Raw genomic sequence first — 24,405 nt, 5'->3', positions numbered from 1 at the left:
CAGTATAAATATGAAAGTGCACGGGGCCGTTCCCGTGCACTTCTTTAATAGATGGAACTGATTTCCATATCAATAGAATCCGATTCTCTAAACCTGCTAACGAGTGAACCTCTTATGGTTAACTGCTCTATGGAGAAATCCCTTGCTGCCAGTTGAATAGCTTCGATCACCCGTTCCAATTCTACTTCCTTCAACTCGTACTCTTCTTCTGATATTTCAATCACAGCATAATGACTGTCAACAATCACCGAGTCGAACTGTACCGATTCTGGAATAGCTGGCCGATACCATGCTCCAGGCTGTACCCACTTCATTTTTTCCAACGTCTCCTCGAACGTAAACAAGGAGTCCGCTGTATTTCTGAGGGGTTCCTCCAATGCAGCTCCCCTAATAAAATAAGTCCGGCCTTCCTCCCCGACATACATATAGTATCCTCGATTTTCAGGGAGCAGCTCGAAGCCTTCCACGTAGCCTTTTGCTCCATATTGAACACCTAACTCCCCATTCACCGTAAACTTTACTTCCTCAAATCCGTACAAACTGAATACCTCGATAATGGAACTTGTGGCAATGTTCATTTCTCCCGTTGCGAGAGTGCCCAATCCATGCCCTTTAGAAAAATTCATTGTTACAGTTCCCTCTCGTTCATGGATCTCAATGGATTCCAGCCCCTGAAAAATCTCCGTTGCCCCAATCCCATTTTCATGGGAAGTGAATACATAGACAAGCATCTCTTCTATATTTTTTCCCGTATCCTCCGAAAAAGGGATCCATTCCTGAACAATAAAGGAATGGAATTCTCGCGTTCCATCAGCCATCGTCACATCAACAGTGTATGGAACAGGAACGGTTAACCCATTTCCATTATCTTCTACGAATCGGTTCGTTTCATCTCGGTTATCAACCTCTATGGTCTCCCCCGTTTCTGCCACTTCCAATCCCCCAGCGTCACCCTGATCCCCTACAATACTTACACCAGTATCGTTTATGTTCATGTCCCTTGCAGAATCGGGGAAATCCTTTAACAGTGACGGGACAATCATGATTACTAGAATGATAGCGGCAATGGACGCAAGGATAGGAATTCTTCTTGTAAAAACAGAGTCCTGACTCTTAGAATCTAGTAATTCTCTAGCTTGAATTTTTTCTTGAATCGATTGATATAGCTTTTCCTTTGATTGTCGGTCCTTAATGGGAGGGAACTGTTGCAAGCAGCCTTTCACCCGTTCATCATTCCATAATGACTGTGGATTCCTCCTCACATTTTTCACCTCCTATATGTTATAGTTTCTAGTTTTGTAAAACTTTCTTGACTGCCCCTTTTAAAAATATTGTCGCTCTTTTCCCTAAGGAAGTTACAAATAGGGTGTTTGCCAAGTGCCCATTTATGTGATTCAATAACGAATGTCCGGTGAAAATAACACAAAAAACCATGGGAAGAAGCTCCTCATGGATTCAAAACATGACACCGGTACAAACGAATTGCTAGGAAGATAATAATATATTATTAGAGGTATTGTGTCTCATTCTAAATAGACACTAAAGGAGGTCGAAAATTGATGTTTACTTTACCAATCCCTAACCATACCTTACTTTTATTTACTTCCGTAGTTATGAATGGCAGCATGACCAATTTGTATAACTATTAAAATAAAAAAAGGGTATCCCAAAGCCATACTTTTGGGATACCCTTTTTTAACTTACCTTTTTCTGTTGTTCCAAAAACAGTCAAGGAGTATTTTCCACCTCACACGGATTCCTGCAATAGCCCAGGTTTCCCTAAGACATAGCCTTGTCCTAAAGAGACTCCTAACATTTTCGCCATGGCTAGTCTGCGGGGGTTTCTAATCCCTCAAGAACAAGCTGGCTGTTATGTGTATTACAATAATCAACGTAGTACTTAATGAAACTCTGTTTCTTATTGGAAGTTAATAAATCATCAGAAAAAAATCGGTCCAATTTTATATAATCATGTTCTAATTCAATAATGGCACGAGCATTAGCATATCCCTTCCCAACATCATCTATGGCAATTAAGAAACCGAGGTCCTTTAACACCTTAATTTGCTGTTTAAAATGGTCAAACTCTTTAATGATTTCCGTTTCAGAAATTTCCAAAACTACCTGTTGACTATTAAGGTGATTATTAGAGATAATCAAATTTAGAAAGGATGGAAACATTGGATTTAAAATAATCGATGGGAAGATATTTAAAAACAAGTATCCATCTTTTTTTGAGAATCCTGCCTTTTGGTAGGTGCGAATAGCTTTATGAATGGACCGCGAATCCAATTCATAGAGCCTTTTTGCTTTTACTGCCTTTTGAAAGGCAACCTCTGGGTTCGGATGAAGCTTCGACCGAAGGATTACCTCATACCCCTCTTTCTTCCAGCCCCCAAGCTGATATATGGGCTGAAAAAAATGATAAAACTCCTCTTTACTTATGAAATTATGCATCGACAAATTAACATCAAACCTATCATAAAAAAGTAAAAGGTGAAACTTCCAATTAGAAATAAAGAAGTTTCACCTCGTGGATGTTTTCTTCGGTAACCCGGCTGCCTTCGCGAAAATGCATTAGGCCCGTGGCTTTGCGTCCCTACCTTTCGATAGGTTTGCCGTTTCGGTAAAACTTTATATCTACTTTTATTACAATTATAAACAAAATATCCCATCAAATAAATACATTCGACAAAAACAGACAGAATCATTATAGCTCCATTTGACTAGATTTGTAATATTCCGTCTGTTGATATGTTACTAAAGTCTGATTATTAACAAGCAAACATAAAAATCAGTCCCTTTAGTAATTTCACCTTATAATATTTAACTAATGAAGTTATAACTAGAAATAATTTTAAACGAATACACCTTCTCCTAATATGTCAGGAATTTGTAACAATTCAAAGACTTCCATAACATCCTTTTTTACATTCACAATATATACTGTCGTTCCCTTTTTATTTAAAGTATGAACTAAGTTAAGCAATAACCCCATTCCCGAAGAATCTATAAAAGGCACTTCCGTAAAATCCATATTTACAACAGAGTACTTTTCCATTTCAGGTGTAATTTCCCGTTCCATAACTTCTGTACCTTCTATATCTAAGTCCCCTTTTAAATAGATATTTAAGTAACCACCTGTTGTGTTTTTTGAAAATGTAAACATTCGCAATCCCCCCTTATTTTATTACTATCCTTCCATGCTCGTTTAATTGAGCTTGCACAAAGTTCCTTGTTTCTTTAAAACTGTACCTGGTGCGACCTATTTTTAGAACGGTCCCTTCAATTGCCTTCCCAATACTAATTGAACTGCCTTCAGAAGTTTCAATAAGTGTAGTAGTTCCAATTTCCGCTCCTACTTCCTTAACTTCGACACCTAAGTTTCCATAAACATGACCACCACGTAAAATACCTCCAACGGTTAACTTACCTCCAGCATGGAGTTTTGAATTTATGCAGCTTTTCCCGGAAACAGTAATATTACCGCTGCAGTACAGTTGACTATTAAGAGTATTTGGTATGGTAATGTAGGATTCTGGTTCCACTGGAGTAGTACTCAATTCATGTAATTCTTTGAGCTTTTCAGATAATTGAATTAACCCATCTACCGACAAAACATCTTTTGATAAGGCTACATAATAACGCATTAAAGAAGTGGCTACGTCTTTCCAACTACTATCTATTAAATACTTCTCTTCTTTCTTAACCAATTCTGTATATTTTTTTACCAGTGGGGGAATTTCTTTAAATTTCTTCTCTAATAAAATTCCTATTAAAGGCTTTAGTCCTCCTTGTGAAAAATCGTTTGATTTAAAGGCTGTTAACTGTTGCACCAATTGCCTAATCACTGTGATAACCTTTTCTGTCTGGCCATGCAATATTCCTAGGATCTGCCCTAGTTCCACGATAATCATATTATTTTTCCCCGCTGAAACAACGGATCCATTAACAGTCCCACGGCTGATCACAGCACCAGATGCAGTTAATGTGGACATGTTTACTGTTTTGTGAACGACTATGTTTCCGTCTGTCTCTACCATCATGTTGTCATCCACATTACCTAATATCTCAACATCCCCCATAAAGTGGATATTCCCAGATGCCATATCCACATCAGATCTGATTGTTAGTTTCGGCATAATGGAGACCCTAACTAATTGCCCTCTCTTTTCAACTTGAGGGCGTCCACTTTCCATTGATACAATTCTATCTTCTACTAATACGATCCCTTTCCCAGCAGCAACAGTAATGGGGAAGGTTTGCTTTGCTGGTAAAGGCTCATTTGTAACGGTATACCCTGCTTTCCCAGGAACAGGAGGATGAATGATTGCAATGACCTGACCTTTTTCCACAGTAGGAATGGTTTTAATTTCACGGTGGTCAACACTACCATCTTCATTTTCTTTCGGCCCTTCCTGTTCCTCTATATCTACCATAAGTTCAATCCAACCGTTTTTACCTGGAGTAGGTTCTTTCCCAAAAGCAATTTCATAGGTTCCTGGTTTTGTGCCATTCATCGCTTTTATCAATTGCGTATGATCAAACCCATGTCTAATTCCCATCTCTACTGCTTTTTCTATTATTGCATCGTAATTGAGATTGGTTTGAATTTTCTTCGTCTCCTCAACGGTTAATTTAATGTGATGATCAGGTTGGATATCCTTTACTTTTCTAATAATTTCATTGCCTGGATTAACATGTAAAAGAGCTTTTAATCTATGTTGATCGAACGTTATTTTCCAATCAGTTGCCCTTTCCTCAAATTCCTCTTTAAGTTGAAAGGTATCTGCTTCCGTCAAAACTTCACTTTTTCCTTTTACTTCCAGATTATTTTTATAAAGCTTTACTCCTTTTGAAATAGTAACCGTAGGAAGTTTACTAGGCGCAGTTTGGAAATGTAGTATCCCATCCTTTACCCACGCTTTCCCATCAAGGTTGGCTTCTGCCACTGGAAGAATTTCTTCTTCTGCAACCTTTTGTTCCCCTTGTGCTGCCATTCCATCAATCATTTGCTCCGCTATATCCAAATATCCTGTAGGGTTTTCCTTTTTCATAAAGGAGTCATTAGAGTCTAGTTTTGTTAGTTTTACAATTGCTTCTTTGGAACGTAAGCCCCAGAAACTTTTCGTTTCCTGCTGAACAATTTCTATATTTACCTGACTTTTTGTGGTTTCTAATAATTTCAATCCGACTGCGATGGCCTCTTCAATATTCCTTCCCTTTGAAACAACGCTTTGCATATACCCTCCCCCTAACTGAATACTGGAGAATTCAAACTTGTAATATCAGCTTTTTGCTTGCTGATTTTTAATAAAACCATTGTGATATCGTCTTTCTGAGGAACACCTGCCGTAAATTTGTTAATGGATTCCATTACAGCCCTCTCAATGTCCCCCACTACCTTTTCTTTATTTTGTTCTAATGTGGAGATTAACCTATCCAATTTATACTGTTCACCGTCTTTGTTAATAGCTTCGACGATCCCATCTGTATAAAAGAAAACCGTATCTTCGTCATTCAACTCCACTGATTGCTCTTTATATACTTGGTTTGGCAGGCCGCCTACCATAATACCTTTTATTTTAGGGAGCTCCTCTATGGAATTACTTTTTCCATTTATATAAAGTGGAGGATTATGCCCTGCATTAGCATACGTAAGTGTACTGGTATTTGGATCCCAATCAGCACAGAATAGTGTTACAAAAGACTTTAACGTTTTTAAATCATTATAAATCGCTTGATTCATGGCTGTTAATGTTTCACCTGGACTTTGGGTACTTTCTGCGGCACTTCGAAATGCCCCCCTAGTTAAAATCATTAACATGGCTGCTGGGATACCTTTACCCATGACGTCACCAATGACAATTCTAATCTTCCCATTCACTAGAGGGTAAAAGTCGTAGTAATCTCCCCCTATTAATCGCGCTGGTAAAGAAGCACCACAGACTTCCCCTCCATCGAATGTGGGAGTTTTTCCATTTAATAGGGATGATTGTATATTTCTAGCTAAATTTATTTCCCTTTGTAATGCTTTATTTAAATCTCCTTTAATCTCTTTATCATTCTTATAAATATAAGTTAAGCTGTCCTTATACATCTAATCCCTCCTGTTGTACCGCCTCTAAAATGTCATACAACCCTACCATTTCAAACACTTGTCTTGTAAGCTCATTAACACCCTCAAACTTTAATGTGAAATCTTTCTCTTGCGAAAGGTGAATCGCATTCATAATCGACCCAATACCAGTGGAATCGATAAACTCTATTTCACTGAAATCAAGGGAAAGTTCCTTTAGATTATTGTCAATCTCATTTAGGTAAGGGACTATTTCGTTTGTTGTTGAAATATCTAAGATTCCTATAAACTTAAGAGTCATTGTAGTATTTTTAGTTTCTTTTTTTATAACTAATGACATAGCTTTTTCCTCCGATGATTAATAATTAAAAAGTTATTTCTTATTCCTCTCGTACTTTAAAGTATTCTATCTTTTGATTTAGTTCCATTGATAATTGATCTATTTTGTGAGATGCAGTTTTCAATTCATTTAATGTGTCGTAAAACATTATCGTTATTTCTGTAACATGATTAGAATGATTTTTAATCATCTTTTCCAGTTCCATAATTTTTCCGTGAGTTGAACTTAAAGACGTTTTCACCGGTAGATAGCGTCCACCATTTGCACCCTGTTCCTCTTCTACTGACAGACATTCATTCTCTAATGCTTCTAATAATTTCTCTAACTCCTCTTGAAAAATTGAAATTTCTAGCACAATTTCCTTTGATTCTGAAGTCATCATCGTTGATGTATTTTCCATTGTTTTCACAGAATCATAGACTTGCTTAGAAAGGAGATTAGAAACAATCATTAATGAATGAGTTTCTCCCTTTACTCCTGTAATTAATTGTTGAAATCGTTTCGTCATGTCATTAATGGACGTTGATAATTTATCTAGTTCATTTCTTTCATTTAATGTAATGGTCTGAGTCAAATCCCCATCGGCAACATCCTCAATATGATCAACAATGTCATTTAATGGTTTAAGTTGTCGTTTCGCTATGAAATGGATCATTAAAAATAACACAATGGAAGATACAATAAATAAAAGAATAAACAGTAAAAGAAAATGACTTTCCATTTGTTTTTGTCTAGATAAATCTAAAACAATGGTCATGACACGATTGTTCGGCAATGCTGTATATATTTTCTTATAGCTTGTACCTGCTTGATCGAATAGTATACTTTGAGTTTCCCCCTTATCCTTTACCATTGGGATAAGATCTGTATCTTCTTCTAGACTAAATTGATGACTTCCGTATAAAATGGGTAAATCTATGTCAGGTTCAATGACTTCATGATCCTCTCCCTGAAGCCAAGCATCCACATTAATAACGGCAATCTCTTTCATGTCCAAATTCTCATTGACTATTCGGTCAATCATTTGTGTTGGGCCAGCCTCAAAGGTATGTTTATAAATTTCCTCATCAAGAATATAAGGGTTTATCATGAAATCTGCTGTTCCGTCATAGTAATAAGCAAATTTATAATAGATATTATCAAAGCGATCTGCCCTCGAGATTGGTCCTACCCAATAATTTTCTAAAGTAAATCCTTCGTCTACTATTACTACTTCTTGATTCATTAATTGATTAAAGGCTGTAAACCAATAGCCCCAATCTTTTGAACTAAGATTTAACTGTGTCACATCTGAAGACTGTGTTACAACAATGTCATCCCCTTGTCTTTCCCACAGAGATATTTCATGAACATCCCATTTTTCCGCTAAATCACTTAACATTTCCTGGCTTATCTCTAACACACTTTTTCCACGAAGATCACTCATAATCCCTTTAGAAGAGGTATACAGCCTGTGTTCAATCATATTTTCTAAAGTTTCCGCAGATTTTTGCGTAGAAGACATGGCATGTACAACCGTACTTGTGGCACTGTTAATTTGTTCTAATTGATTTTCCTCAATATATACTTTTATAATCTGATAACCTAACAATAGAACGATGATTGCAATAAACCCTAGAACTAAACTTATTTTAACTACTAACTGAAGCATTATTGTATTTTTCTTCATTTTTTCCCCTTTCCTATCCAACAAGAACATTATCTGTGGGATTACTTACATCGAAGGTTAATATTAGGGTGGATCCTTCATTAGATGTGTATAAAATAACCTGTTTGGCCATTTTCATCATTAATGTAAACCCCTGCCCCATCGACCTTTTTGTAGAATACCCTGCTAACAAGGTTAGCTTCGGCAAATCTTTTAGGGAAAAACCTGGTCCCTTGTCTTCAATGATAAAACGAATTTCGTTCCCCTCTTCTATCAAGGTCATTTTTCCTTCTTCCGCATGCTTAATGGTATTGGTTATGGCCTCAGATAGTACCAACAATAACCCCATCATTGCTGACCCATTAATTTTTTTATCCTCTAAACTCACCTTTACCTTTTCACGACACCTAGGAATATCAGAACGCTTTTTTATCATTTCTTGACACAATACTTCCCCAGCTTGGTACTCACTAATCTCATCCTTATTTATAAGCAAAAACTTTTCTTGTGTTGCTGCATATATCACATCTCGATATACTTCCCAGGCTTCTATTTCTTTTTTGCACTCTTGAACATCACTTTCTTGGGAATTCCTAAACATTTCATCCTTAAACATTTCATAGGCTTTTAAGAGGGCATTTTGAATGTCACTTCTAATTTCCATCCCCTTAATCTGCTCAGGAATGTCTAATTTTCTATCATTCCACACAAGCATTAATTCACATAAACATAGGATTACTTCCCCTTGATCCTCTTTATTTGTATCTAGAAATGACGGCCGTGAATGGGATAGATAAAACAAAGAATCCCCGTCTGTTTGATTTAGCTGTAAATATTGACATATTTTTTTAGCAAGGAAACCTCTTTTTGTTCGATATTCTAGGTTGGCATAGGATAGATCTGATGGGAGGGATGGAGTATTTAATAAAGGCTCTTTAAAGGGCTTTTTTAACACTCTATCGAATAAGCGCTTTGCTTTTTTTACCTCATCCTTCATTGAATAATTCCACCTCTAATCTCATGAATTTAAAAAGTCCACCAAGGAGGATGGTGGACGAAAGATATAAACCATTTGTTCCTAAATGCCTTTACTGATAAACGGTTTAGACTTTTGTTGACCCAACCCTTTTCGGAAGCTCGGCGATCATAGCTTTCATATGCCTTAGACCCGTAGCTTTGCGTCCTTACTTTTCAATAAGTTTGCCTTTATCGTAGGTAATAAGAGGGCTATTAACTAAAAAGCTTTGAAACTTGAATTTTGTTCATTATTCTTTCTAAAATCCCAACGTTTCCAAAATCCATTTCATTTAAGTCTGGGAAATAGATTTTATAGTTGTTTTTTCCTTCACTTTTAGCGTAGTACATAGCTTTATCAGCGTGTTCTAGAAGGGTATCCTTATCGCATCCATCATCAGGATACATACTAATTCCAATACTTAACGAAATGTTCGTTTTCGTTTCGTCAATCATATACGGGTAAGCAACATTTTCAATCATCCGTTTCGCAATTTCCTCTATTTCGTCCCGGTCTGTTTCCTCAAATACGATGATAAATTCATCGCCGCCGATACGGGCAACGAGATCCTCTTCCCTGATACTTTCATTAATCCGACTAACAACTCCCTTTAATAACTCATCACCTGCATCATGCCCCAAAGTATCATTGACAACTTTAAAATCATCTAAATCAATAAACATGATGGATAAGTTATGGTTATGGCGTTTCGAACGTGCTAATGCTTTCTTCATATGCCTATCCAGAGCCACTCGATTAGGTAAATCTGTTAACTTATCATTATAAGCCATCAATTTAAGTTCATTTTCCATTTCTTTTCTAACCGTTATGTCGACAATTTGTCCATTTACCTTTGTTACATTACCATCTACATCCATAATTGGTTTCGTATATTTCGCAACCCATCGCTCCCCTAATTGTGGATGTTGTATTTGAAATTCGGTCATTGTGGTTTTTCCGTTTAATATTTGCCTTTCATCTTTTTCTAATTTAGTTAAGTGATCTACATGAATGACCTCATTCCACAATAACGGATTTTTATTGAATAGATCGACATTATATCCATAGATATCTTCAAATCCGGTGGAAAAATAAAACTTATTCGTAACATAGTCAAAGCTATAAATGGCACCATTTAAAGAATTAAGTAGTTTCTTATATTCCGTATTATTCTTGTTACTGATGCTTAATTCTTTTTCCATCTCATCATTCTTTTGGCGTGCCTCTATTAAACTTGCCTCTATCCATTCCATTGACTTCCATAGCTTCCATAGAAAATAGCCCATAGCCAGTAGGAACACTAAACTTATAATCGATTCAAAAGGTATTGTGGCAAATGGAAGCACCCCTACGATGAACATACTTACAACGAGCGCTGTGAGATAAAACTGATTTCCCCTCATCCCTTACCTACTTTCTTAATTTTACTTTTCATTTACAAAAGTAATCACTAAACCTATCTAATTACTAACAACGTTTTGATTTAATTCTTTTAAATTTTCGATAATTAAACTCTCGACTTCAGGAGAGGCTAATAGACTCACTCCGTAAAGATAGTTACTTATTCCGAAGTTTTTATTCCAAACAAGTTTTCCACCAACTACTATGTCTTCCTTCAAGGAAAACCTTATTTCTAATTCAACGTCATTTTGCTCACATTGGAAATCTAATGGGGCTTCTAGTTTTATCCCATTTGGACTCATATCCCATATCCTTGCTTCTCCGAAGTTACTGGCTACTTTTTCCCCATTAACACGCAAAATTTTTATCCTGCATTCCAAAGGCTCTTTAAACTTATATCGAAATAATTCCTCTCGCTTATATCTCATTGTTATATCCCCCTCAGGAATTTTACTATTTACAGAATTATCTCCTCCGCGCTAACCGGTAGGATTACCTCTACTCTTGTCCCTTCTCCCTCTTTTGTCGCCACTTTTATATGTCCACCATGCTCTCGAACAGTCTGATTACATAAAAGAAAACCTAAGCCTGTTCCTACTTCCTTGTTACTATAGAATGGCTCCCCTAACTTCTCAAGTCGCCCTTTACTCATGCCACTCCCATTATCTATCACCGTAATTCGTATATTTTTATTTATAGAACCTACATTTATCCTTACCGTTCCCCCATTTAACATGGATCCTAGGCTATTTGAAATCAATTGTTGAAAAACAGTGTTGATTTGCTCTGGGTCACATGGGATGTCTGGTATATTTCTTTCGAATTGTAATAAAATGTGAACACCCCTTAACTTTGCAGTAGATTCTAATCCTTTTACTACTTTGTTTAATAAAGATTGTATATTAATGGATCTTTTTAAATTAGGTTTCGATCTGCCAATTAAAAGTAATTTATCGATATATTCTTCAATTTGTTGGATCGAAGAATTAATAATATCAATATATTCTTGTTTCCCTTCCCCTTGTTCAATAAAGTGAACAAATCCTTTTACAGAAGTAATAGGGTTCCTTATTTCATGGGCTACCCCTGCAGTTAACTTCCTTAAAGTTTCTTCTCTTTCTTCCTCATCAATATGTTTTTTCTTAGTAGTAACGGCACTGTGTACATCTTTTAAACGAAGGTCCTCCTGGAAAAATTGTTCCTTTATCTTGTCTATTAAATGAGCAATCCCACTAGCTGGTATTGGTTTACTAAAGTAAAATCCTTGTCCCTCATCACATTGAATGTACTGTAAAATTTGAAGCTGCTCTTTCGTTTCAATTCCTTCAGCCACAACTTTTAATTTTAAGTCATGCCCAAGAGTAATGATGGTTTTCGCCAACGTTTCATCTATAGAATTCTTCTTTAAATCCGTTATAAAAGATCTATCAATTTTAATCGTATCAATTGGAAAATCCTTCAAATGAATTAAGGAACTAAACCCGGATCCAAAATCATCCATACTTAGTTTTATTCCCAGATTTTTTAACTCTTTTAATATATAAGTAGTTTCCTCATAATTGGATGTAACACTTTCTGTAATCTCCAGCTCCAATAAAGAAGGATCATGGCCTGTTTTTTCTAAGATTCTAGAAACTGATTCGACCAGCCCAGTTTGCATAATTTGTTTAACGGACAAGTTTACGGACATTACCATATTAATACCCTCTTTTTGCCACTTTCTATTCTGGATACACGCTGTTTCCAGAACCCACTCACCAATCGGAATAATGAGCCCCGATTCCTCTGCAATTGGAATGAATTGGCCCGGTGGAACCAACCCCCATTTCGGATGTTCCCACCTAACTAGTGCTTCCACTCCAATCATTTCCCCTGTTTTTAAATTCACCTTTGGTTGATAATGTAAAACTAATTCCTTTCTCTCACATGCCTTATGTAAATCCATTTCCATCTGAAATTGATTCCACTTTTCTCTGGAAAATGATTTGTTTTGATAAAAATAGTAGGAGCTTTTTCCATCCTTTTTTGCCTCACATAAAGCCGTACCAGCTGCTTCAAGCAATTCATCCATAGTACTGCCATCTTTAGGAAACAAACTAATTCCTATTCTTGGTGAAACAAAAACATCTTTTCCCTTCACGATAATTGGGTAAGACAAGGCGTTTAGAATTTCATTGGCTTTCCTCGAAACATCTTCCAATTCCCTAACAGAAAGGATGATTGCTAATTCATCTGTTCCCCGTCTGAATAAATCCCCCGCTGTTCCTATACAGTTTTTTAAACGGGTGGTGACTTCAATTAATACTCTGTCTCCTCCTAAGTATCCTAAACCCATATTGACCACTCTAAATCGTTTAAGGTCTACCAATAATATGGCAAACTTACTTCCTGTTCCCCGGGAATTATCTAGCTCTTCAAATAACCTTTCTTCTAACATGAAATGGTTTGGCAGCTCAGTTAGATAATCATGATAGTATAACTGTTCACCTAGCTGTTTGTACGTAGTATTCACAGGTTGTAATTTTGTCTTTCTCACTTTTTCCTTAACACTAGTTACTCCTAATTTTTTCATAAAACTGCCACCTCAAATCTGTTTAGTTATTTGCATTCCCTAACTGAAATAAAAGTCATTAGTTATATTGACCTATTTAGATTCACTGGATCTATGATTACAACACTTGTCGAAACATGTCTTGGAATTAATAATATTTTCTAACAATTCACCAATGAAGTAAATCACCTTCTATTCCTATTATCTATTTCAAATGTAGTCTTAAACTTTGAAAATATAGTCTTATTTCATGAAAAAATATTGAACTAGTCCTATATATCCAAATTTTAATAGGAATGTGTTCCTATTTTTTCATGAATGACAAAATAATAGAGTAACCCTTTTTAATTTATATAGGTTACTCAATTATTGAAATGTTTTCACCAGGTTTTAAATTACTAATTAAACTTTGGAAACATTGAATTTCTTCACAAGTTTGTCAAGGTAAGTAGAAAGCTGCTGGAGTTCCCTACTCATATCCGCTAATTCATTAACAGTAGCCGTCTGCTGTTCAGTCGAGGCAGCAATTTCCTGTGAACTTGCCTTTGCTTCCTCAAATACCTGTGATGTCGTATTAATAGAGTCATTCACATGTACAGTACTTTGGCTAAGCTGCTTAATCGTATCGGAAATTTCTTTCGTTTGTTCTTTTATAACCGTGGTTGCACTATTAATATTGTAAATCGTCTTTTCCGTATTTCTTACTTCTTCAACGACACTCTCAATTTCTTCCCCACTTAATCTAGATACTTTAACGATATCTGTTATAGAAGATTGAATGTCTTGAATTAGAGCCTGAATTTCATCCGTGGACTTTTTAGATTCGGTGGCAAGCTTTCTCACCTCATTAGCAACTACTGCAAAACCTCTCCCAGACTCTCCAGCTCTGGCTGCTTCAATGGAGGCATTTAAGGCTAATAAATTTGTTTGCTCCGAGATCCCATTAATGATGCTAATAATATCATTAATGGCATTTGATTTTTCACTTAATAGGGTTACCTGTTCAATGGTACGGATTACCAGGCTTTTCGTAATATCCGCTTTTCTTATGGTTTCATTAATTGCTCCTACTCCTTCTCCTGCTTGTTGTAGGACATCCGATGCAGAATCGTCCACCTGCTCCACACTAGCAGAAAATTGTTGAATGCCAGCAGCAGTTTCATTGGCCTCCGTAGCAATTTTTTTAAATTCCTCCGCCAGCTGTTCCGTTGAATTAGAGAAATCTTCTGTACTATTGGCAATCTGTTCGGAAGACATTAATGTTTCATCTAGGGAAATTTTGATATTACTTGACTTCTCCTGTAACGTTTTGCTTGAGTCTTTTATTTCTTGAATCAATTTTTCCATTTGAGTCGATGTGTCGTTAAAAACGTCTGCCAGCTTCTCAAACTCGTCTCCCGTTTTTAACTCTATTTTTTTCGAATAATCGTTTTCCTTAAAAGCATTGGCAAACTTCGTTAACTCTTTTAGAGGTTTCCTAATCATAATTCTTATAATAATAAAAGCACCAATTGCCCCTAATAAAATAGTAATGGCACCGGTTATAATGTTCATTAGTAATAAATCCTCTATGTAATTCTGTGCTATTCCCGTAGCAATCGTACTAAGGGATGTAATTATGAAAAATAATACGACAATCATCATTGTGAGCTTCCATTGTAAATTTAGTTTCCATTTTCTCATTTTGTAAGTTCCTCTTTTGTTCCCCATTAGATGTCTCCCCTTTTATACCTTGATAATCTTTATTAGTTCTTTCGTAGCAAACCTAAAGTTACATATATACAACTATAGCAAAACAAGCTACCTAACAAAAACATAATCTGACATTTTTCGACGGATATCTACTATAAACAGGAAAGTTAATAAGATAGTCCTACTAATTACAAGCAACTAAAAAATACTTAGGAGCTAGATAAATCAGGTTTAGAAACTAAAATCTTTGTTAAAACTAGTTTCATAGATTACTTTCATTTAAAAGGAGTGCGTGAATGGTGAACAAAATATCGATGGTTCCATTTGAAAAATTATTAGACGTTTATTTCGATGCCCATAACAATGATAATATGAAAAATGATCCTTTAAACCCTTTTGAAACAGCCTATGAAAATGGCATGATAGAAGTAATTAAAGAAATAGCGCAAACAAAGCTCTTACAATATGAACTCAACAGAGGATCAAGTTCCACGATAGATAGGGACGCAACGGAGCATGCCATCGCGGCATTCCAGCATGCTATGGACCTCGCCTCCACCCCGGAACAAAAGAAGGCATTAATGGAAATCGATTCAACCTATAATCGATGTGCAGGAAAAGAAGCCGATGAATATTTTATCACCGGTTTTATCATGGGCTATAAATTCCTTAAAGAATTGAAGGAATCCAGCAGGGCTTAACAGAACTCCCCACATGTTTCATGTTTGATTAAAAAGGGTATGTAATCAAACACTTCATAATTTAATTACTAGATAAATGAGGGGGCTTGATGTTTATGATTAAAAGTTTTGTTTTTGCAATATTAAGAACTTGGCATAACCACAAAGCAAACCTTTATTTAAGAACTGCAGACAAAAGTAAGTGCAAGAAGGAAGCACAAAAACTGATGGAAAAGTGCTCATTCCACCATCAAAAATACATCAACTATTTAACGAAATGAATTTTTGGTAAAAAAATAACCCTGCTGAACAGACAATGATATACTGCTCAGCGGGGTTTAATCATTAGATTTCTATGAACGGGACGTGTGCATGTGGAAAGTTTCCGTGAAATGTTCTCTTGCTTCGGTTATATTTACGTCTTTACCTAGTTCAATAAGGGTTTCACCAATGTGGGTCACCGCTTCTTCTAGCATGGCTTCTGTCGTATTCCCCATATGGCCGATCCGGAACGCTTTTCCAGCAAGATGAGCCAGTGCTCCTGCTACAATAACTCCTTTTTTTCCTAATGTCGCCCTAAATTTAGCATCGTTCACTCCATCAGGATAAAGAATGCAGCTTAATGTAGCTGCTGCAGCCTCTTCATTAGCAAGCGCCTTCATTCCATATACAGCTAAGGCTGCCCTTACTGCTTTTCCAAATGCCTCATGACGTTTGTAACGATTCTCCATCCCTTCTGTCAAAACCAGTTTCATTCCCTCGTCATAAGCATAAATAAGATTGACCGGCGGCGTAGCAAAATATTTAGTTGGATCATGCATTATTGGTAGCCAGTTATAAATATCACAATAGTACGCCGGAACCTGCTCAATTTTTTCCCGGGCAGCAAGGGCAGTTTGGTTAAATGCAACGATTGCTAGACCTGGTGGTACCCCAATTGCCTTCTGCGATCCTGTCAAAACTACATCGATTTTCCCGTCGGCCCCTTCTTGTCCGTAGGTTTTGCTCATATCCTCTTCCATGGCCGCTGTGGCACAAACGCCATCTAAAATAACCAGGGCGCCATGCTTCTTAATAATCGGCACAAGGGTATCAAGGTCAGCTGCAACACCCGTCGACGTATCCGCATGGGTTAGGGTCACTGCCTTATATGTCGTTTGAGCAAGCTTCTTTTCCACAATATCCGGATCAACCTGCTTCCCCCACTCCGCTTGAATAACATCCGCTTCAATACCGAAAGCCTTTGCCAATGGTAGGAAACGGTCCCCAAAGAAACCTTGGCTAATGATCAACAGTCTTTCCCCAGATGTAACCGTATTCACAAGTGCCATCTCCATAGCAACCGTACCTGAACCGGAAATGACAAACACCTCACCATCCGTTTGCAGCATCTCTCTCGTGCGGTCGATAGCCCGCTTATAAATAGCCGCAAATCTTGGATCCGTATGTCCACGTGTTTCCTGACCCATCGCATCGTAAATGGAATCCACAACCGGAGTCGGACCCGGTACAAGCAACATCTCTTCATTTCTCATGATTTCATCCCCCTCTAAGTTCACGCAAAAGTTTATTGCATTAATTTAATACGTGTAAGTCTTCGACGTGAATACGAAATTACCTCTTTTTGGGTGGAATGTCTTTTTGATTACAGTGATAAGGGGGACTATTTCTTAAAACCATTTATTTCTTCTTAAACTGTCAATACTTTTACTATCCTTTGACACTTCAACCTTCCATACCTTCTCAACTGTCAATACTTCCTCCAACCTTTGACACTTCAGCCTTCCATACCTTCTCAACTGTCAATACTTCCTCCAACCTTTGACACTTCAGCCTTCCATACTCGCTCAACTGTCAATACTTCCTCCAACCTTTGACACTTCAGCCTTCCATACCTTCTCAACTGTCAATACTTCTTCCATCCTTTGACACTTCAGCCTTCCATACCTTCTCAACTGTCAATACTTCCTCCAACCTTTGACACTTCAGCCTTCCATACTCGCCCAACTGTCAATTCCGCCTCACCCCTTTGACACTTCAACCTTTCAAATACACTCATCTTTCAATACTTTCACTATGTCACTTCAATCCAAGGACTTATCAACATAGTAAGCTAAACTAGAAGACCCAATCCTTTTAAAATTCGTCCTTAAAACTCGTATAACTCTCCATTTACAATCAATCACTCTACACCATTTCCAAATAATATCAGTTGTTAATTTCTCGTCAGGAAACAGCATTCTGAACTCTTCAATACTACGCAAAATGCAACTCGTCACATTTTCTATATGCTCACATTGGTGGCAAACAATAGTTTGTTTATTCCTAACAGGGGCAGCCAAAAACCCACTGCAACAAGCACACATCATTCCCTTTCGAAGCCCCTCATAATCATAGTCCGGCACACTAAAATAAGGGGTCTCCCCCAACTGCACAGATAGTATCTGATTTGCTAGATTCACCTGCTGCTGGGTAGGCTTTTCAATCCCACTGCCAATACTCTTTTACTTTAATTGTTCAAAAAAACTCTTCATTTGAGTTGGTAGCTTTATGGGATGATCACGAATATCCCCAAATAAGGTGTATTCTGGATTGACAAACGTCAAGGTAGAGATTACAGGAAAGTTTACATTACACAATTGCTTCAAGAGGTTTCAGTAATAGGTATCAAGCGTTGCAATTGAGTTAGGGGGTTATTTCTTGTTTCTGAACCATTCTTATAAAAACGGCCATCATTAAGTTCATACTCCCCTTCATTATTTTTTATATCGAAAACATAATTTGCTTGGGGAGTAAGGAGCAAACTGTCAATTTGAAAAGTAGCGTTACTATTCTTCAACCATAAATCATTTAAAACTAGCCAGTTACTTGGACAATTCTCATAAAACTTATCAAACTGGACCTCTCCTTCGTAACCTTTTCGAATAGCGTACAATCGTTCCTTTTCTTCCTTACTAAATTCCATTCGTAAACTCAAAGATGACATCACTCTTAACTCTAACGATGGACTGCGTGGCTTAATAATCGTCATGATCAACTTCCATTCCTATATATTTTTTAAAAATCAAAAGTATCATACATCACACATCATTCCCCGACAATATTGCCCAAGAAATATTACTAAAGTTGACATATTTCACTGCAATTGCGCCCCCCATAAAAAAAGCGCTACTCTCTTCACCAAGAGAGTAACGCTCCTCCTTCCAAAACCCTTAATTACAGAATTTCGCCAATCCTTTTCCTTTTCCAGGGAAAACGTCTTGTCCTTTCATTTTCCCTTTACCTGGGAAGCATACTACATTAAATAGACCTTCATTTCCAGTAATAACAATGTCATCGATCCGGCTCGTTCCACCTGAACCAACTGTTCCACCCGCAACGGACACATTAGAAACATTCAACCATCTCACAAAAACTATTTCCTGATTTTCCACTTCCGCGGGTAAAACTAAATTATCTGTTACGCCGGAATTCCAGTTGTTTCCGACAACAATTTCACTGCCGTCCACTGCTGTCCAGTTTTCACCGTCCACACTATACTCCACTCGGAAATCCCTTGGACCAGTGTTGGAGCCAAACTGTCTAGAAGATAGTGCAATATTTTTATAGCCTAAAGTGGTGAATTCTACTAACCAATGTCCTTCCCCTTCATGCCATCCGTTAGCATTCACTGCTCTAGAACCACTACCGAAACCGGCAACATAACCTGTAATGGAGGAGCCTACTGTACGAATCTCACTGCCTACGTTTTCCTCAATACCGCCAGTGGCCACTTCTGATTCCCCGTCAAAATTCCAGCTCACAAGCTCAACAATTTCAGGTAGTACAAGCAAAGTGAATTCTTTCGTTTCCACTAACTCTCCCTTTACAAGGGTAGCTGTTAAAATAACCTCCACAGCTTCATACTTAGGATTGGTCACCACTCCATCAACGGAAATAACCGCTTCATTGCTTGATTCCCATGTAATTGTAGACCCGTATGAGCCCGTTGTTTCTAATGCTACATCAGAAACGACACCACTAGGGGAGTCTGTCCCTTGGAAACCTATCCCCAATGCATTTTTGTCCATATCAATGGCTTCTCGGTCTGTCAATTGTAAAGGAGTATAGCCAAGTGCTTCCGCTTGCGCCCGTGTAAAAAATACACGATACTCCGGCTCAATAATAGCGTAATGATCCGGTGCTACATATTCCTTCGTGCGGAAGTTCCCTACATAACGGGATAGTCCGCTGTCGCCACGTTCTCTTGCACGGAACACAAACGGCTCCTCCAACAATGGATCCTCAGGATTGTAGATCCCAAGCTGATTCTTACGGGCATATTTTGCCGCTTCCGAATATTCTTCTACCTTCTCATCTTCAAATGGATAGATAAAGTAAGTGGAAGCATAACCAGCCCTTACCATCTCTAAATTCGTGTTCAAACCGTCAACAGTATAAACCTCTGCTAACAAACGGCCGAAAGCGTCTAACGGCTCTTCCCCTAATTTCAAAATAACCGTATCCCCGTCACTCAACATCGTTTGCATATACGCCGTTGCATTATTACCGTGACGCATTTGATTTTCATCTAGTTCGTTACGAACCGTATGATAGGTTTCTGGCGTGTCCATGTTCAAGAAACGGACGTTCGTTGCACCAAGAACAGGCGTTGCTAAACGGATCGTATCCCCGTCTGTAACATGGGTCACTTCCACTTCGAACTCACGATTCAACGTCGTCGGTGCTGGGCGCTGCTCCTCCAACTTAACAAAGTCATCGTTACTTCTTGCTAAGACCTGATAGTTCGTGTTAAATTTGCTGGAAATTGCCGTAACCTCATACCACGTATGTTCCTCTAGTTGCTCTAAATCAATCCCCGTGCTTTGCCACACACGAATATCTACTGCATCAAAATCGTCATTTATAATGGAAATAGAAACTCCGCCATTGAAGTAATCGTTGATGTTGCGGATATAACCTTCGAATCTCACAAGCTGCCCTTCGTAGGAGTCAGCTAAACTAGCATTCATGTAAGTGGACAAATCAATTTTTTTCACAGGAATATCTTGACCTGTCTCAAGGATTTCCACCTCCGACACTTGTAATTGGGTAACTCCGGTATGCTCCCCAACGATACCAGTGGCCTTCACTAAATCCCCTTCTTTTACTGCCGGAAAAAGATTTTCATTGAAGTTAAATAGCTGTATTCCCGCTTCCTCATCTTGAATGTATAAAGAAAATCTACCATTTTGTAATAAACCTTGATCAATATTCGCCACACCTTGGACGGTAACCTCCTGCCCCATCATGCCTCGAGCAGTAGAAAGACTGACAATTCCGTCCCCCGGCTCCTCAGGCTCACCCGGGTCCATCGCTCCATCTAGGGGAACACCTTGAATGACCACATCGTCCACTCGGTTTGTCCCGCCTCCAGCGACATTATCTCCTCTAATGGAAACATTGGATGTATTTAACCACCTCAAATAAACCGTTTCCTGGTCATTTACCTCTTCTGGAAGGGAAATGTTCGCCAATACTCCTGACGTCCAATTATTCCCTACTGTAATATCCGTTCCCGGTACATCTAACCAGTTTTCACCGTTTAGACTGTATTCTACTGTAAAGTCTCTTGGTCCAGTAAGGGAACCAAAATGCCTAGAGGAAAAACTTATCTCCTCAAAGCCCTCCGTGGAAAATGCTGCAAACCAGTAACTATCCTCGGAAGTATTCCATCCGCTAGAGTTAATTGCTCTCGAACCAGTACCATTACCTGCAACATAGCCAGTAATGTTAGCACCTGCTATCTGGAATTCTTGATGGGCATTAACGTCGACTCCCCCCGTAGCAACAGGACTTTCACCGTCAAAATCCCATTCAACAAGCGTTACCGTTTGTGTCTGCCCCTGCGCTGAAACGGCTGCTGGTAAAACTAACGCAGACGATAACTGCGAGAAAAATAAAATAATAGCTAAAAATAAAGGCATTACTCTAGTTCTCATATTTCTCCTCCTAAATATACGTAATTCTAAAAATACTTTATTATTATAGCTAATCCTCACTATAAAAACTATCAATTTCTTTACATTTAACATATAAATAGGTCTTAACATTCGGTTTTCACTTAAACAACCCTGTTTTATGGAGTGAAAATAGTTAAATCATCCTGCTTCATTTTTCATAGTAGAAAACAAAAAAACAAAAAGCCCTCTTATTAAATAAAAGGACTGTGCACTTCGGTTAAACTGCTATTCTGTTTTTTCCCGTTCGTTTCGCTTCATATAACAAGGCATCCGTCGCTTGGAAAAATTCTAGTTTTGATAAGCTGGGATCATAGTTTTTCAGCCCTATGCTGACCGTCACTTTCTCCCCTTGTATCTCTCTATGCTTCACATTTTCAATATGTATTCTAATTTCTTCTATTGTATTAAAAGCTACTTTCATATTTTTGTTCGTAAGTAAAATGGCAAACTCCTCACCGCCGTAGCGAGCGGCAATATCATCTTGGGAAACATTTTCTATTATTGCGTCTGCCACACGTGTTAACACCTGGTCTCCCACACTATGTCCATATGAATCGTTAATCTGTTTAAAATTATCAATATCAAGTACTGCGAGTTGGAGTGGCATGGCATAGGTTTTGCTTTGTTTTACGAGATGATCCATATACTCCTGAAATGTCTTATGATTATATAAACCAGTTAATGCATCTACCTTTGATAGTTTTTCCATTAGCGCCGTTTTTACCATTAATTCCTTTTCCTTCTTTGCCGTTTGCCGGAGCATTTGGAGTACTTCATTCCCCCTCTGGATGATGGCCAAGTAAATGATGTAACCGGCTATTAATGCAAAAATATAAGAGAAATATTCATACTCCGTCACTGCCAGCCTTATGGACGGGAACACGAGGTAAATAGTAGTTAAGCCTAGTATATTTACTACCAAGCTGAGTAGCAATTTCACCCTATTAAAATAGATTAAAGCTACAGCCATCGGTAACAATAGGGTCACCTGCAACCCAGGCACATTCGGATGAGCCACAATAATAACCAAAGTTAATAAAGTCCCGGCTATTATGATCAAACTAGAGCTATATATCTTTCTTACCCTTATCAAATACACGCACACACTCAGGATCACTAACTGAATGGATGTAGGAATAATAATTTTTCCCACCACAAATTCCATCACATCTTCAGGGAAATAGTAGGTTGTGATAAGTAACCCTACACATTGGCCGATGATGGAGACAGCAACCAATAACCAATAAAAATTAAGGATTTTCACCGACCAATATCTGTAATTCATTCGCTCTGACAATTGCCCAGCCCCCTACCCCAGCCAAAACTCAACTATCTTTCTATTATAATAAAAATAGAGGCAATTACCTATTACTAATTCCAATTTCATACACATCACATGAAAAGTCCAGGTTTGGGCGGTATGATACAAACCACATTTATTTATAAGCATTAATATTCAAGATCGTTTCTAAATCTACGATTTCAAAACCTTTTTCTTGTAACCCTATAATAATGGTAGGCAATGCATCTACCGTTGCAGAATTGCTAGAATCAGAATGCATCAATATAATATCCCCATTCCTAACATTATCTAGCACTACATCCACAATATCATCCCCTTCCATTTCTGGACCGTAGTCAAGGGAATCGATGGACCACAAGATAACGGAATACCCATTCCTATCCAAAATAGCAGCCACTTCTTCATTGATATCCCCATAAGGGTTTCGGAACAACGCAGGTTTTTTCCCAATAACTCTTTCAATTGCTTCCTCGGCCATCCTCACTTGTCCTGCCACCTCTGACTCGCTTAACTGGGGCAGTTGAACATGATGGTAGCTGTGACTTGCAATAATATGCCCTTTCTCATAAGCATCCCCCACTACAGAAGCATACGTTTCCACATTGTCTCCAACGAAAAAGAAAGCTCCTTTCACACCATAATCTTCTAAAATTTCAATTACAGCAGGAGTAACATTATTATCGGGACCATCATCAAAGGTCAGTGCCACCATTTTTTCATCACGACCATTAAGATAAATATGCTCGTATTCCTTAGCAAAGGATAGAGCCTCCACTCGCCAATCCAATATACTTGCCATATATTGATCAGATAATTTTTGGGACTCTCCAATAATTTCTAAAATATAGTCTTCCTTTTCCACTTTATTCAAATCTACTTTAACCTCCTGGACCATTTCCTCACCATCTGCGGTTCTCTCTTGATTTTCACACGCACCGAAGGTAATGACGAAAAATACAGTAAATACGATTAAAATAACATTTCTATTACTCAAATCTACAACTCCCTCCCACTCCCTTTTAACACATTATATCAAAAATATAAAAATGGTTATGAAATTAAATTTCACTACCACTAAAAGGTTTTTTTCAAACCAAAAGTGAGTTTGTTTCGTCTAAACTATAGGAAGGGGTGATACGTAGATGAGTGAATTGGAGCAAGTAGCTGTCTCGGCAGAAGAACATGAAACCGATCGCGAACAACTTATCGACCAGTTGATGGAGAAGTATGGAAATGATATTCTTCATCTCGTTTATACATATGTAAAAAATCAAACCACAGCGGAGGATTTAACACAAGAAATCTTTATAAAATGCTATGAAAAGCTAGATGACTTTAAACAGCAATCCTCTATGAAAACTTGGCTATATCGGATAGCTATCAACCATAGTAAGGACTATTTGCGGAGCTGGCATTACCGAAAAATCACCCTTAACGATAAAATTGCCGAATACATTCCTTCCAAATCTAAACAAGTGGAAGAAGAGATTATTGCGAAAAATGAGGAAACGACCCTTACCAAGGCTGTCATGGCCTTACCTATCAAATACAGGGAAATAGTGTTCCTCCACTATTACGAGGAGCTGACCTTATTAGAAATCAGCAGCACTACTACCACCAATATAAATACAGTGAAAACGCGATTAAAACGAGCGAAAGAACTGCTCAAAGACATGATAAAAGAGGAGGTTTAG

Annotated in this window: 19 protein-coding genes and 2 riboswitches; of the genes, 2 read left to right on the top strand and 17 right to left on the bottom strand. The window is 37.8% G+C overall.

What is annotated here, in order from left to right:
* Positions 1-44 precede the first annotated feature (44 nt).
* From J2S74_RS02110 to J2S74_RS02055, 12 genes are all read right to left on the bottom strand, one after another.
* Positions 45-1,262, bottom strand: a complete 1,218-nt coding sequence (locus tag J2S74_RS02110) for a hypothetical protein (RefSeq protein WP_307321192.1) — start codon at positions 1,260-1,262, stop codon at positions 45-47.
* 565 nt (positions 1,263-1,827) lie between these two features.
* On the bottom strand, positions 1,828-2,457 hold the full coding sequence (locus J2S74_RS02105; protein ID WP_307321189.1) for an EAL domain-containing protein: 630 nt from the start codon (positions 2,455-2,457) through the stop codon (positions 1,828-1,830).
* An 88-nt stretch (positions 2,458-2,545) separates the two neighbouring features.
* Positions 2,546-2,630, bottom strand: a riboswitch (cyclic di-GMP riboswitch).
* Positions 2,631-2,857: 227 nt separating this feature from the next.
* Complete coding sequence (locus tag J2S74_RS02100) at positions 2,858-3,169, bottom strand: STAS domain-containing protein (protein WP_307321186.1); 312 nt, start codon at positions 3,167-3,169, stop codon at positions 2,858-2,860.
* A gap of 13 nt (positions 3,170-3,182) precedes the next feature.
* On the bottom strand, positions 3,183-5,243 hold the full coding sequence (locus J2S74_RS02095; RefSeq protein ID WP_307321183.1) for a flagellar assembly protein A: 2,061 nt from the start codon (positions 5,241-5,243) through the stop codon (positions 3,183-3,185).
* A gap of 11 nt (positions 5,244-5,254) precedes the next feature.
* Positions 5,255-6,100, bottom strand: coding sequence for a PP2C family protein-serine/threonine phosphatase (locus J2S74_RS02090; RefSeq protein ID WP_307321180.1), 846 nt, complete (start codon positions 6,098-6,100; stop codon positions 5,255-5,257).
* Complete coding sequence (locus J2S74_RS02085; RefSeq protein WP_307321177.1) at positions 6,093-6,419, bottom strand: STAS domain-containing protein; 327 nt, start codon at positions 6,417-6,419, stop codon at positions 6,093-6,095. Before J2S74_RS02085 ends, J2S74_RS02090 begins: the two co-directional genes overlap by 8 nt.
* Positions 6,420-6,459: 40 nt before the next feature.
* Positions 6,460-8,088, bottom strand: coding sequence for a HAMP domain-containing protein (locus tag J2S74_RS02080; protein WP_307321174.1), 1,629 nt, complete (start codon positions 8,086-8,088; stop codon positions 6,460-6,462).
* A gap of 13 nt (positions 8,089-8,101) precedes the next feature.
* Positions 8,102-9,064, bottom strand: a complete 963-nt coding sequence (locus tag J2S74_RS02075; protein ID WP_307321172.1) for an ATP-binding protein — start codon at positions 9,062-9,064, stop codon at positions 8,102-8,104.
* Positions 9,065-9,195: 131 nt separating this feature from the next.
* A riboswitch (cyclic di-GMP riboswitch) is annotated at positions 9,196-9,282 on the bottom strand.
* Between the two features lie 15 nt (positions 9,283-9,297).
* Positions 9,298-10,443, bottom strand: a complete 1,146-nt coding sequence (locus J2S74_RS02070; protein ID WP_307321169.1) for a sensor domain-containing diguanylate cyclase — start codon at positions 10,441-10,443, stop codon at positions 9,298-9,300.
* A gap of 99 nt (positions 10,444-10,542) precedes the next feature.
* A complete protein-coding gene (locus J2S74_RS02065; RefSeq protein ID WP_307321166.1) occupies positions 10,543-10,911 on the bottom strand; it encodes a PilZ domain-containing protein in 369 nt (122 codons plus the stop codon).
* Positions 10,912-10,940: 29 nt separating this feature from the next.
* The gene (locus J2S74_RS02060) at positions 10,941-13,055 is read right to left on the bottom strand and encodes an EAL domain-containing protein (RefSeq protein ID WP_307321163.1); all 2,115 of its coding nucleotides are present in this window, start codon (positions 13,053-13,055) and stop codon (positions 10,941-10,943) included.
* Between the two features lie 381 nt (positions 13,056-13,436).
* Positions 13,437-14,744, bottom strand: a complete 1,308-nt coding sequence (locus J2S74_RS02055; protein ID WP_307321160.1) for a methyl-accepting chemotaxis protein — start codon at positions 14,742-14,744, stop codon at positions 13,437-13,439.
* 278 nt (positions 14,745-15,022) lie between these two features.
* On the opposite strand from J2S74_RS02055, the gene J2S74_RS02050 reads away from it, so the two are divergent.
* On the top strand, positions 15,023-15,427 hold the full coding sequence (locus J2S74_RS02050) for a hypothetical protein (protein WP_307321158.1): 405 nt from the start codon (positions 15,023-15,025) through the stop codon (positions 15,425-15,427).
* A 332-nt stretch (positions 15,428-15,759) separates the two neighbouring features.
* Here J2S74_RS02050 and J2S74_RS02045 read toward each other — a convergent pair whose 3' ends face one another.
* The 5 genes from J2S74_RS02045 to J2S74_RS02025 form a co-directional block, all read right to left on the bottom strand.
* The gene (locus tag J2S74_RS02045; protein ID WP_307321156.1) at positions 15,760-16,941 is read right to left on the bottom strand and encodes a pyridoxal-phosphate-dependent aminotransferase family protein; all 1,182 of its coding nucleotides are present in this window, start codon (positions 16,939-16,941) and stop codon (positions 15,760-15,762) included.
* Between the two features lie 1,109 nt (positions 16,942-18,050).
* Positions 18,051-18,437 (bottom strand): nuclease-related domain-containing protein, encoded by a 387-nt coding sequence (locus tag J2S74_RS02040; protein ID WP_307321153.1) that lies wholly within the window; start codon positions 18,435-18,437, stop codon positions 18,051-18,053.
* Between the two features lie 181 nt (positions 18,438-18,618).
* Positions 18,619-21,387: an immunoglobulin-like domain-containing protein gene (locus tag J2S74_RS02035; RefSeq protein ID WP_307321151.1), complete on the bottom strand. Its 2,769-nt coding sequence runs from the start codon at positions 21,385-21,387 to the stop codon at positions 18,619-18,621.
* A 238-nt stretch (positions 21,388-21,625) separates the two neighbouring features.
* A complete protein-coding gene (locus J2S74_RS02030; protein WP_307321147.1) occupies positions 21,626-22,705 on the bottom strand; it encodes a GGDEF domain-containing protein in 1,080 nt (359 codons plus the stop codon).
* A 139-nt stretch (positions 22,706-22,844) separates the two neighbouring features.
* Positions 22,845-23,705, bottom strand: coding sequence for a polysaccharide deacetylase family protein (locus tag J2S74_RS02025; protein WP_307321144.1), 861 nt, complete (start codon positions 23,703-23,705; stop codon positions 22,845-22,847).
* 148 nt (positions 23,706-23,853) lie between these two features.
* Here J2S74_RS02025 and J2S74_RS02020 point away from each other — a divergent pair, with 148 nt between their 5' ends.
* Positions 23,854-24,405: a sigma-70 family RNA polymerase sigma factor gene (locus tag J2S74_RS02020; protein WP_307321142.1), complete on the top strand. Its 552-nt coding sequence runs from the start codon at positions 23,854-23,856 to the stop codon at positions 24,403-24,405.

The sequence above is a fragment of the Evansella vedderi genome (genome assembly GCF_030813435.1).
Lineage (GTDB): Bacteria > Bacillota > Bacilli > Bacillales > Salisediminibacteriaceae > Evansella > Evansella vedderi.
This window is presented reverse-complemented; position numbering and strand designations above follow the sequence as displayed.

Coding starts and splice junctions, on each gene's coding strand:
- J2S74_RS02105 (WP_307321189.1), bottom strand. CDS start 2,457: ATGCATAATTTCATAAGTAAAGAGGAGTTTTATCATTTTTTTCAGCCC.
- J2S74_RS02055 (WP_307321160.1), bottom strand. CDS start 14,744: ATGGGGAACAAAAGAGGAACTTACAAAATGAGAAAATGGAAACTAAAT.
- J2S74_RS02045 (WP_307321156.1), bottom strand. CDS start 16,941: ATGAGAAATGAAGAGATGTTGCTTGTACCGGGTCCGACTCCGGTTGTG.
- J2S74_RS02085 (WP_307321177.1), bottom strand. CDS start 6,419: ATGTCATTAGTTATAAAAAAAGAAACTAAAAATACTACAATGACTCTT.
- J2S74_RS02050 (WP_307321158.1), top strand. CDS start 15,023: ATGGTGAACAAAATATCGATGGTTCCATTTGAAAAATTATTAGACGTT.
- J2S74_RS02040 (WP_307321153.1), bottom strand. CDS start 18,437: ATGACGATTATTAAGCCACGCAGTCCATCGTTAGAGTTAAGAGTGATG.
- J2S74_RS02060 (WP_307321163.1), bottom strand. CDS start 13,055: ATGAAAAAATTAGGAGTAACTAGTGTTAAGGAAAAAGTGAGAAAGACA.
- J2S74_RS02020 (WP_307321142.1), top strand. CDS start 23,854: ATGAGTGAATTGGAGCAAGTAGCTGTCTCGGCAGAAGAACATGAAACC.
- J2S74_RS02090 (WP_307321180.1), bottom strand. CDS start 6,100: ATGTATAAGGACAGCTTAACTTATATTTATAAGAATGATAAAGAGATT.
- J2S74_RS02080 (WP_307321174.1), bottom strand. CDS start 8,088: ATGAAGAAAAATACAATAATGCTTCAGTTAGTAGTTAAAATAAGTTTA.
- J2S74_RS02095 (WP_307321183.1), bottom strand. CDS start 5,243: ATGCAAAGCGTTGTTTCAAAGGGAAGGAATATTGAAGAGGCCATCGCA.
- J2S74_RS02075 (WP_307321172.1), bottom strand. CDS start 9,064: ATGAAGGATGAGGTAAAAAAAGCAAAGCGCTTATTCGATAGAGTGTTA.
- J2S74_RS02100 (WP_307321186.1), bottom strand. CDS start 3,169: ATGTTTACATTTTCAAAAAACACAACAGGTGGTTACTTAAATATCTAT.
- J2S74_RS02065 (WP_307321166.1), bottom strand. CDS start 10,911: ATGAGATATAAGCGAGAGGAATTATTTCGATATAAGTTTAAAGAGCCT.
- J2S74_RS02070 (WP_307321169.1), bottom strand. CDS start 10,443: ATGTTCATCGTAGGGGTGCTTCCATTTGCCACAATACCTTTTGAATCG.
- J2S74_RS02035 (WP_307321151.1), bottom strand. CDS start 21,387: ATGAGAACTAGAGTAATGCCTTTATTTTTAGCTATTATTTTATTTTTC.